Below are 9,661 nucleotides of genomic sequence, written 5' to 3'. Positions count from 1 at the left end.
CGCTCCAGCGTGGGAATGCCATTCTGGACGCTCTGCGTCCGCTCTTGAATGCGGAGGCGCTCAGCGCCTTCGATTACTCGTACTCGCCCGCTGCTTCCGGCTGATATTCCACCGCCAGCAAGGTCAGCTTGAGGGTCTTGCCGCCCGGTGCTGGCCAGTCGATGTGCTGGCCGACCTGCAAACCCAGCAACGCCGAGCCCATTGGCGCGAGGACCGAGACGGTGCCGTCTGCGCCTGCATCCTGGGGATAAACCAACTTGAGATGGTAATCCTTGCCGCTGACTTCTTCACGGCAATGCACATGCGAATTCATGGTCACAACGCCCGCAGGCACTTCATCGTGGCCCACTACCTGATCGGCGCGGTCCAGTTCGGCCTGCAACGCCTGGATGCCCGGCGTGTCTTCGTCCTGGCTGGCGATAAAACTCTCGAGACGCTGTACGTCGAGGCGGGTGAGGATGATCGAAGGTGCTGTGGTCATGGTCTGGGCAGACTCCTTTATTCTCCATGAATAAAACAAAACCCCGCCGGGGTGGGCGGGGTTCTACGGGCCTCTCAATCTGGAGAAGCAGGTTCCGACACTAACACAGCGCAGTAAATACACAACCCGACGCGGCATCAGCCTGCGGTCTGGCCCGCGCTGGCTCGACGCTGTTCCGCTTCATGGCGAATCTGTCGACGACGATGGTCATCGGCCGAGCGCCATTCGCGGATGTCTTCGACATGACGGAAGCACCCGAGGCAAACCTTCTGCTCATCGAGCCGGCACAGGCTGATACAGGGCGACGGTACAGCCGGGCTGACGTTGCTGAAAAGCGGTTTGGGCGGTCGAACGGGGGACTGGCCGAAATCCAGTTCGACACCGGCTTGCTCAAGGGTGATGCGCGCAAGCATTTCGCTGAGCAGCTCATCACTGGTGTCGCATGCCCAACGGCTGTTCTCTTCGTCATAATCGAAATGGAAACCGCCGGAGCGGGCTGCCAGCCAAAGCTGATGAAGCGGCTCCTGACGACTGAAGATCAGTTGCGAGCCGTTTTCGAACTTGACGGTGAGGACGCCGGCCGAGTTTTCCAGGTCGACATCCAGGCCGCTCTCGTCGAAAACATCTTCCAGCACCTGCTGCGTCGCATCGACGAGGTCGTGAAAACGGGCTTCGGTCAAACTCATTGCGGGAACCTCGATAAGTGTCTGCAAATAGCGCAGAGGGGCAAGATACGGACGCAGCCAGGCAAATGCAAAGCTTACTCATCATTGACGATGCACGAGCACTTTAATCCCGATCAACCACCGCTCTGCTGCGGCTTTCACGTCAAAGGCACGCCAGACGGGACGCCGCTCGCATAGGCAAGCTGCCGGGTGGTCGGTATACTCTGGCGCAATTAATGCTTTTACAAAGGATTTCGCCATGAAGCGCCTGATCTCTTCGCTTGCTGCGCTTGTCGCGGTCGCTTGTCTTGTTACAGCCTGCGGCCAGAAAGGCCCGCTGTATCTGCCGGATGACACCAAAACTCCGGATGAACAAGCCAAATCGCAATCGCACAAGCACCTTTAAGGGAATTCAATGGACGCCTTCAACTACCGCGACGGTGAGCTGTTCGCGGAAGGGGTAGCATTGTCTGCCATTGCCGAGCGCTTCGGCACGCCGACCTATGTCTACTCGCGCGCTCATATAGAGGCGCAATACCGTGCCTACGCCGATGCGCTGAGCGGCATGCCGCATATGGTCTGCTTCGCCGTAAAAGCCAACTCCAATCTGGGCGTGTTAAATGTCCTGGCGCGTCTTGGCGCCGGTTTCGACATTGTTTCGCGCGGCGAACTGGAGCGTGTGCTGGCCGCAGGCGGCAAAGCCGAGAAGATCGTGTTTTCCGGCGTCGGCAAGACCCGTGAAGACATGCGTCGCGCTCTTGAAGTCGGCGTGCATTGCTTCAACGTCGAATCCACCGACGAGCTTGAGCGTCTGCAGGAAGTGGCTGCCGAGCTCGACGTTCGTGCGCCGATATCGCTGCGGGTCAACCCGGATGTGGATGCAGGCACTCACCCTTACATCTCCACCGGCCTTAAAGAAAACAAATTCGGCATCGCCATTGCAAATGCCGAAGACGTTTACATTCGCGCCTCGCAACTGCCAAACCTGGAAGTGATCGGGGTCGACTGCCATATTGGCTCGCAACTGACCACGCTCGAGCCGTTCATTGATGCGCTGGATCGCCTGCTGGACCTGGTTGATCGCCTGGGCGATTGCGGCATTCACCTGCACCATATCGATCTGGGTGGCGGTCTTGGTGTGCGTTATCGCGACGAAGAGCCTCCGCTGGCGGCCGACTACATCAAAGCCGTGCGTGAGCGACTGGCTGGTCGTGATCTGGGGCTGTTGTTCGAGCCGGGGCGCTTCATCGTGGCCAACGCAGGCGCGCTGCTGACCCGCGTCGAATACCTCAAGCACACCGAGCACAAGGATTTCGCCATCGTCGATGCGGCGATGAACGATCTGATCCGCCCAGCGCTTTATCAGGCGTGGATGGACGTCACAGCGGTGCGCCCGCGCGACGGCGAACCTCGTGCGTACGACATCGTCGGGCCGATCTGCGAGACCGGCGACTTTCTCGCCAAAGGGCGCGAGCTGGCGCTGGCCGAAGGCGATCTGCTGGCGGTCCATTCGGCCGGTGCCTATGGCTTCGTCATGAGTTCGAACTACAACACCCGTGGCCGTGCTGCTGAGGTACTGGTCGACGGTTCCCAGGCTTTTGAAGTGCGTCGTCGCGAAACCGTGGCCGAGCTGTTCGCTGGCGAAAGCCTGCTGCCGGAGTAATCCCATGCTGCTGCGTTTTACCAAGATGCACGGGCTGGGTAACGACTTCATGGTCCTGGACCTTGTGAGTCAGCACGCGCACATCTTGCCTAAGCATGCCAAACAATGGGGCGACCGCCACACCGGTATCGGTTTCGATCAGCTTTTGCTGGTCGAGGCGCCGAACAATCCGGATGTGGACTTTCGCTACCGAATCTTCAACTCCGATGGTTCCGAAGTCGAGCAGTGCGGCAACGGCGCGCGCTGCTTTGCCCGTTTCGTACTCGACAAGCGCCTGACGGCCAAGAAGCAGATACGCGTCGAGACCAAGAGCGGCATCATTGAGCTGGATATCCGCAGCGACGGGCAGATCAGCGTCGATATGGGGCCACCCAGGTTTGTCCCGGAAGAAATACCTTTCGAGGCCGCAGAGCAGGCCACCCGTTACAACGTTGAGGTAGACGGGCAGAATATCGAACTGGCTGCTGTGTCCATGGGCAACCCGCATGCCGTACTGCGTGTCGATGACATCAATAACGCGCCGGTCCACGAGCTGGGGCCAAAGATCGAGCATCACCCGCGCTTTCCGGCACGGGTCAATGTGGGCTTTCTCCACGTGGTGGATCGTCAGCGTGCGCAGTTGCGTGTCTGGGAGCGTGGTGCCGGGGAAACCCAGGCCTGTGGCACCGGCGCCTGTGCGGCGGCGGTTGCTGCCATCAGCCAGGGCTGGATGGATTCGCCGCTGCTGATCGACCTGCCCGGAGGTCGCCTGTCCATCGAATGGGCTGGCCCGGGACATTCTGTCATGATGACCGGCCCCGCCGTCAGGGTTTATGAAGGCCAAGTTCGTCTTTGAGTGAGTAACTGCCATGACCGATCAACCTCCCGCTTCAACAGGCACACCCTGCGAATCGCCTGTCGATAGCGCAGCGCCAGACCTTGAAGCAGAGGCGGTCATCGCCTTCCTGCTTGAGCACCCGGACTTTTTCGCCGAGCACGACGAGCTGCTGGTGTCGATGCGCATCCCGCACCAGCGTGGTAATACCGTTTCGCTGGTCGAGCGTCAGCTAAAGCTGCTGCGCGAGCGCAACATCGAAATGCGTCATCGCCTGTCGCAGCTGATGGACGTCGCTCGGGACAACGACCGCCTGTTCGAAAAGACCCGACGCCTGAACCTCGCCCTGATGGATGCCACCAGCCTCGACGAGCTGGTCATCGCTGTCGAAGACAGCCTGCGTCAGGATTTTCAGGTGCCCTTCGTCAGCCTGATCCTGTTCAGTGACAGCCCGATGCAAGTGGGGCGATGGGTCAGCAGCGCCGAAGCACAGAAAGCAATCGGCGGCCTGATTGGCGAGAAGATCATCTGCGGCGCGTTGCGTGAGCATGAACTGGCGTTCCTGTTTGGCGCAGAGCAAGGCAAGGAAGTCGGCTCTACCGCCATCGCCAGCCTTAATCACCTGGGCCTGCATGGCGTGCTGGCCATCGGCAGTCGTGATCCGCAGCATTACAAAAGCTCGGTCGGCACTCTGTTCCTCAGTTACATCGCCGACGTCCTGAGCCGCCTGCTGCCGCGTTTCGCTCACTCTTTACGCTCGGTTCGCTAGCCATGGAACAGCATCTGGACGTTTACTGCATGCACCTGCGCAGTGAGCGCCAGGTGTCGCCTCATACGCTTGAAGCCTACCGGCGCGATCTGGGCAAGGTTCTGGCATATTGCCAGAAGGCGCAACTGTCGAGCTGGAATGATCTGGATATCCAGCACCTGCGCAGTTTTACCGCCCGCCAGCACCAACAGGGCCAGTCTTCACGCAGTCTGGCGCGCATGCTGTCGGCGGTGCGCGGTTTCTACAAATACCTCAATCGCGAAGGCATCTGCCAGCACGACCCGGCAAACGGCCTGTCACCGCCCAAGGGCGAACGGCGTCTGCCCAAGACGCTGGACACCGACCGCACCGCGCAATTGCTGGATGGCGGCGTCGAAGATGATTTTCTGGCTCATCGCGATCAGGCCATTCTGGAGCTGCTTTACTCATCAGGGTTGCGACTGTCCGAACTGACGGGCCTGAACCTGGACCAGCTGGACCTGCGCGACGGTCTGGTGCAGGTCCTGGGCAAAGGCAGCAAGACCCGCGTACTGCCGGTCGGCAGCAAGGCTTGCCAGGCGCTGGAAATATGGTTGCCGCTGCGTGCCCTGACCAATCCGCAGGACGACGCCGTGTTCGTCAGCCAGCAAGGCAAGCGCCTCGGCCCGCGCACGATTCAAGTGCGGCTCAAGGCGGCTGGTGAGAGGGAGTTAGGGCAGAACCTGCATCCGCACATGCTGCGTCACTCGTTCGCCAGCCACCTGCTGGAGTCGTCACAGGACTTGCGCGCCGTGCAGGAGCTGCTGGGTCATGCGGACATCAAGACCACGCAGATATATACGCACCTGGACTTCCAGCATTTGGCTACTGTTTATGACAGCGCCCATCCCCGAGCCAAACGTAAAGGAGCTGCAGATGATTAAGCTGGTGACGTTTGATCTTGACGACACGCTCTGGGACACCGCCCCTGCCATTGCCGGTGCCGAAGTCACACTGCGTGACTGGCTGGCCGAACACGCGCCCAGGCTGGGGGCGATTCCTGTCGAGCACCTGTGGGAAATTCGCTCGCGCCTTGTGGCTGAAGACCCATCCTTCAAGCACCGCATCAGCGCCTTGCGACGCCGCGTGCTGTTCCATGCGCTCGAAGATGCCTGCTACGACCCGGACGAGGCGCAGGACCTTGCCGACCGCGGCTTTGAAGTCTTCCTGCATGGCCGCCATCAGGTGCAGATTTTCCCTGAGGTGCAACCCATGCTGGAAATTCTCGCCAAGACCTTCACGCTTGGCGTGATTACCAATGGCAATGCCGATGTGCGTCGTTTGGGGCTGGCTGACTATTTTGCCTTCGCGCTGTGCGCCGAGGACCTGGGTATCGGTAAGCCCGACCCCGCACCGTTTGTGGAAGCGTTACGGCGCGCAAAAGTCGATGCCAGCGCAGCCGTGCACGTAGGCGATCACCCGAAGGACGATATCGCAGGTGCCCAACAGGCGGGCATGCGCGCCATCTGGTACAACCCGCAAGGCAAGGCCTGGGACGCAGACCGGCTGCCGGATGCCGAGATCCACAACCTGTCGCAGCTGCCGGAAGTCCTGGCACGCTGGGCCTGAAAACGGTCTGATGTTCGCTCAATAGAAAAAGCCCGCAGCGACGGCGGGCTTTTTCTCATACAGCGTCTGCAGCCTTAAATCGGGCGGCTACCGTATTTGTTGTCAGGCTTCTTGGGCGGATCGGCGACCACGTTGGCCTCCACTTCCTGCACCTTGCCACCACGCGCCAGGAACTCTTCCATGGCACGCGCCAGAGCATCGCGCTCTTTGTTCTTGGCTTCTACGCTAGGCAGTTCATCGACCGAGACAGCGGCCTTGGCCTTGCCTTTTGCGGGTGCTGCCGGAACGTCGGAATCGTCTGGCTCGGCTGCGTCGTCTTCCGGGGAGGCTGCTGCAAGCTCCTCACCGTCTTCGCCTTCCAGGTCGTCTACCAGATCGTCGTTAGTATCGTCGTCGTCGCTCATGTTCTACCTCATGACTTGCGAAAGCTGATTAGTTATAGCCCAACCGCCCGGAAATGCTAAGGCGATCGGAAAAATTCCATAACCGCTGACTCCAGCGGTTATATCCACTCACCCTGAAGGGTGGCGAGGACGTTACGAGACCCACCAGCGTCTCGATGTTCGCCCAGATAAATACCTTGCCAGGTGCCCAGCGCCAGTCGCCCTGCCGTCACCGGCAGAACCAACTGGCAGCCCAGCAGACTGGCCTTGAAATGCGCTGGCAAGTCATCAGGGCCTTCGTCGTCATGTTCGTAGCCGTCCACGCCCTGGGGCACCAGACGGTTGAAAAAACGCTCAAAGTCACGACGTACCGCCGGATCGGCATTTTCGTTGATGGTCAACGAAGCCGAGGTATGTTGCAGCCACACATGCAGTAGCCCGACACGACAATCGCGCAACGGGGGCAAGCCCGCGACTATTTCGTCAGTCACCAGATGGAACCCGCGGGGCCTGGCCCGCAAGGCAATTCTGGATTGATGCCACATACCGTTCTCCGCACCTTCGGCGCGCATTCTAACTCGACTGAGAAAAAAGCAAAGCGCGCAATAAACCGGCTTCCCTGCAAGTTGACGAAGACTGTCGATACATCGTTACCTGCGCTGCGTCACGGTGCCGAAATCATTGACGCGGGCAAAGTCAATGACAGCAAAAATCCGCGGTATATCCGCAAACGTCAGACAAAAAAAATGCCCGGAGACCGGGCATTCTTTTTTGCATCTGCGGCTGCTTACAAGTTGTAGCCACGCTCGTTGTGTTGCGCAAGGTCCAGGCCGACAGACTCTTCCTCGTCGGTAACCCGCAGACCCATTACAGCATCCAGGACTTTAAGAATGATGAAGGTCACGATTGCGGTGTAGACGACGGTGAACGCGACACCCTTGAACTGAATCCAGACCTGGGCACCGATGTCAGTCACGGTGCCGAAGCCGCCCAGTGCAGGTGCTGCGAACACGCCGGTCAGGATCGCGCCGACGATACCGCCGATACCGTGAACGCCGAACGCATCCAGGGAGTCATCGTAGCCAAGCTTGCGCTTGAGGCTGGTAGCGCAGAAGAAGCAGATCACGCCTGCCGCCAGACCGATGATCAGAGCGCCCATCGGGCCGACTGTACCGGCAGCCGGGGTAATGGCGACCAGACCGGCAACCACGCCCGACGCGATGCCCAGAGCGCTTGGCTTACCGTGAGTAAGCCACTCGGCAAACATCCAGCCCAGTGCGGCGGCCGCGGTAGCGATTTGAGTAACCAGCATGGCCATACCGGCAGTGCCGTTGGCTGCAGCCGCGGAGCCGGCGTTGAAGCCGAACCAGCCGACCCAGAGCATTGCTGCGCCGATCAGGGTGTAACCCAGGTTGTGCGGTGCCATCGGCGTGGTCGGGAAGCCTTTGCGCTTGCCCAGTACCAGGCAGGCCACCAGACCGGCTATACCGGCGTTGATGTGTACGACGGTGCCGCCAGCGAAGTCCAGAACGCCCCAGTCCCACAGCAAACCACCGACGCCGCCCCAGACCATGTGGGCGATTGGCGCGTAGACCAGAGTGAACCAGATACCCATGAACACCAGCATTGCGGAGAACTTCATGCGTTCTGCGAAAGCGCCGACAATCAGGGCGGGGGTGATGATTGCGAAGGTCATCTGGAAGGTGACGAACACCGCCTCAGGGAACAACGCAGCAGGACCGGTAATGCTTGCCGGCGTGATGCCTGCCAGGAACGCTTTACCCATACCGCCAAAGAAGGAATTGAAGTTGACGACGCCCGCTTCCATACCGGTTGTATCGAACGCAATGCTGTAGCCGTAAACGACCCACAGGATGCTGATCAGACCGGTGATGGCGAAACACTGCATCATCACGGACAGAATATTCTTCGAGCGAACCATACCGCCGTAGAACAGCGCGAGACCGGGGATGGTCATGAACAGGACCAGAGCGGTCGAGGTCAGCATCCATGCAGTGTCGCCAGAGTTCAGCACCGGCTCGGCCACTGGGTCAGCCGCCAGGGCAAGACCAGGTAATGCGAGGGACAACAGGGCACCGAGCCCTGCGAATTGACGCAGAGTCATATTGTTTTCTCCTGGGGCGTTGGGTTTGGCGGCTTAAATAGCGTCTGTATCGGTCTCGCCGGTACGGATGCGAATGGCCTGTTCCAGATTGACCACAAAAATCTTGCCGTCACCGATCTTGCCGGTGTTGGCGGCCTTGGTTATGGCTTCGATGACACGATCCAGATCCTTGTCATCAATGGCGACATCGATCTTCACTTTGGGAAGGAAGTCGACGACGTATTCAGCACCGCGATAAAGCTCAGTGTGACCCTTCTGACGCCCGAAGCCTTTGACTTCAGTGACGGTGATGCCCTGCACGCCGATTTCAGACAACGACTCGCGAACGTCATCCAGTTTGAACGGCTTGATGATGGCAGTGACTAGCTTCATGAAAACTTTCTCCCGAATTTGGTGGACTTGCCCCAGGAAAACAAACCCGACTCAAGTCTAAGCGCAGTGCCTGGCTTTGTAACGTGTCGGCCGCCTGATCAGGCCAGGCCAACTCCAGAAAACCGCTTCTGACGAAACACTTCCCCGCTCCGCCTGCCGCACTGCATTCGTCACAGCGACTGCATCAGTGCATGGGTCATAAGCCACTAAGCAGAAAGCTTGCCATCTCGTGAATATTCATTGAATACAGGCTCTTGGGCAGGTTTTGCCGGGTCAAACCGGCTTCGCGACCAAGGTAATGCACACTAATGGTGCTCATGTGCACGCCGCAGCGCTCCATAAGCGTGCGACTCGCCCCTTCAAATTGACTATAGACACTGCGTGTTACACTGCCGGCTTCTGATTCAGGAAAATCATCATGCTCGCGCCCAAAGCCTTTCTTGACGCCCTCAGCGGCCACGCTTCCCGTCTTTTCAATGGCGAAACGCCGGTACCCCGCAGCGAATTCGAAGCCCAGTTCAAGGCCCTGCTGCAAAGCGGCTTCAGCAAGCTGGACCTGGTCAGCCGTGAAGAATTCGATAGCCAGATGGCCGTCCTCGCCCGCACCCGCGCCCGCCTGGAAGCGCTGGAGGCCAAGATGGCCGAGCTGGAAGAGAAGGCTGGCGGTGTTGAAAAGGCCGAGTAATTCCTGGCCTGATATCTTCGCCGGTCGTCAGGCCATTGCGATCAGGCGATCTCGCTTCTGATCGCTTGTACCACCATGCTCGACAATCGCTCGGTCAGAGTGAACCGCCCCGGGTTT

At 59.4% G+C, this 9,661-nt stretch carries 14 protein-coding genes and 1 pseudogene; 7 read left to right on the top strand and 8 right to left on the bottom strand.

The window, feature by feature from the left end; all coding sequences use genetic code 11:
- Nucleotides 1-73: 73 nt before the first annotated feature.
- The 3 genes and pseudogenes from rnk to cyaY form a co-directional block, all read right to left on the bottom strand.
- The gene (gene rnk, locus ALO64_RS12695; protein WP_044344940.1) at nucleotides 74-481 is read right to left on the bottom strand and encodes a nucleoside diphosphate kinase regulator; all 408 of its coding nucleotides are present in this window, start codon (nucleotides 479-481) and stop codon (nucleotides 74-76) included.
- A 137-nt stretch (nucleotides 482-618) separates the two neighbouring features.
- Nucleotides 619-855 carry a DUF1289 domain-containing protein gene (locus ALO64_RS26345; protein ID WP_223809958.1) on the bottom strand — a complete coding sequence of 79 codons (237 nt, stop codon included), beginning with the start codon at nucleotides 853-855 and terminating at the stop codon, nucleotides 619-621.
- Nucleotides 841-1,167, bottom strand: a pseudogene (cyaY, locus tag ALO64_RS25785) (iron donor protein CyaY); the annotation flags it as partial. The pseudogene cyaY and the gene ALO64_RS26345, both read right to left, overlap by 15 nt.
- A gap of 238 nt (nucleotides 1,168-1,405) precedes the next feature.
- Between cyaY and lptM the strand changes: the two are divergent.
- Genes lptM through ALO64_RS12665 form a run of 6 tightly spaced genes read left to right on the top strand, consistent with a single transcriptional unit; the run spans nucleotide 1,406 to nucleotide 5,979 of the window.
- The gene (lptM, locus tag ALO64_RS24285) at nucleotides 1,406-1,552 is read left to right on the top strand and encodes an LPS translocon maturation chaperone LptM (RefSeq protein WP_002555817.1); all 147 of its coding nucleotides are present in this window, start codon (nucleotides 1,406-1,408) and stop codon (nucleotides 1,550-1,552) included.
- Nucleotides 1,553-1,561: 9 nt separating this feature from the next.
- The gene (gene lysA, locus ALO64_RS12685) at nucleotides 1,562-2,809 is read left to right on the top strand and encodes a diaminopimelate decarboxylase (protein WP_002555816.1); all 1,248 of its coding nucleotides are present in this window, start codon (nucleotides 1,562-1,564) and stop codon (nucleotides 2,807-2,809) included.
- A 4-nt stretch (nucleotides 2,810-2,813) separates the two neighbouring features.
- Entirely contained in the window at nucleotides 2,814-3,644 is an 831-nt protein-coding gene (dapF, locus tag ALO64_RS12680; RefSeq protein WP_004659606.1) for a diaminopimelate epimerase, read from the top strand.
- A 13-nt stretch (nucleotides 3,645-3,657) separates the two neighbouring features.
- Nucleotides 3,658-4,392 carry a DUF484 family protein gene (locus tag ALO64_RS12675; protein WP_002555814.1) on the top strand — a complete coding sequence of 245 codons (735 nt, stop codon included), beginning with the start codon at nucleotides 3,658-3,660 and terminating at the stop codon, nucleotides 4,390-4,392.
- Nucleotides 4,393-4,394: 2 nt separating this feature from the next.
- The gene (gene xerC, locus ALO64_RS12670) at nucleotides 4,395-5,294 is read left to right on the top strand and encodes a tyrosine recombinase XerC (protein WP_044344942.1); all 900 of its coding nucleotides are present in this window, start codon (nucleotides 4,395-4,397) and stop codon (nucleotides 5,292-5,294) included.
- On the top strand, nucleotides 5,287-5,979 hold the full coding sequence (locus ALO64_RS12665; protein ID WP_044344943.1) for an HAD family hydrolase: 693 nt from the start codon (nucleotides 5,287-5,289) through the stop codon (nucleotides 5,977-5,979). The genes xerC and ALO64_RS12665 overlap by 8 nt, the downstream gene beginning before the upstream one ends.
- Nucleotides 5,980-6,053: 74 nt before the next feature.
- Here ALO64_RS12665 and sutA read toward each other — a convergent pair whose 3' ends face one another.
- From sutA to ALO64_RS26545, 5 genes are all read right to left on the bottom strand, one after another.
- Nucleotides 6,054-6,383 carry a transcriptional regulator SutA gene (sutA, locus tag ALO64_RS12660; protein ID WP_002555811.1) on the bottom strand — a complete coding sequence of 110 codons (330 nt, stop codon included), beginning with the start codon at nucleotides 6,381-6,383 and terminating at the stop codon, nucleotides 6,054-6,056.
- A 98-nt stretch (nucleotides 6,384-6,481) separates the two neighbouring features.
- Complete coding sequence (locus ALO64_RS12655; RefSeq protein WP_002555810.1) at nucleotides 6,482-6,907, bottom strand: secondary thiamine-phosphate synthase enzyme YjbQ; 426 nt, start codon at nucleotides 6,905-6,907, stop codon at nucleotides 6,482-6,484.
- Nucleotides 6,908-7,149: 242 nt separating this feature from the next.
- Nucleotides 7,150-8,487: an ammonium transporter gene (locus ALO64_RS12650; RefSeq protein WP_003435008.1), complete on the bottom strand. Its 1,338-nt coding sequence runs from the start codon at nucleotides 8,485-8,487 to the stop codon at nucleotides 7,150-7,152.
- 33 nt (nucleotides 8,488-8,520) lie between these two features.
- Complete coding sequence (gene glnK / locus ALO64_RS12645) at nucleotides 8,521-8,859, bottom strand: P-II family nitrogen regulator (RefSeq protein ID WP_002555808.1); 339 nt, start codon at nucleotides 8,857-8,859, stop codon at nucleotides 8,521-8,523.
- Between the two features lie 196 nt (nucleotides 8,860-9,055).
- The gene (locus ALO64_RS26545; RefSeq protein ID WP_255872753.1) at nucleotides 9,056-9,178 is read right to left on the bottom strand and encodes a hypothetical protein; all 123 of its coding nucleotides are present in this window, start codon (nucleotides 9,176-9,178) and stop codon (nucleotides 9,056-9,058) included.
- Between the two features lie 99 nt (nucleotides 9,179-9,277).
- Here ALO64_RS26545 and ALO64_RS12640 point away from each other — a divergent pair, with 99 nt between their 5' ends.
- On the top strand, nucleotides 9,278-9,544 hold the full coding sequence (locus ALO64_RS12640) for an accessory factor UbiK family protein (RefSeq protein WP_002555806.1): 267 nt from the start codon (nucleotides 9,278-9,280) through the stop codon (nucleotides 9,542-9,544).
- Nucleotides 9,545-9,661: the final 117 nt, after the last annotated feature.

It is taken from the genome of Pseudomonas meliae (assembly GCF_001400515.1).
Classification (GTDB): domain Bacteria; phylum Pseudomonadota; class Gammaproteobacteria; order Pseudomonadales; family Pseudomonadaceae; genus Aquipseudomonas; species Aquipseudomonas amygdali.
This window is presented reverse-complemented; position numbering and strand designations above follow the sequence as displayed.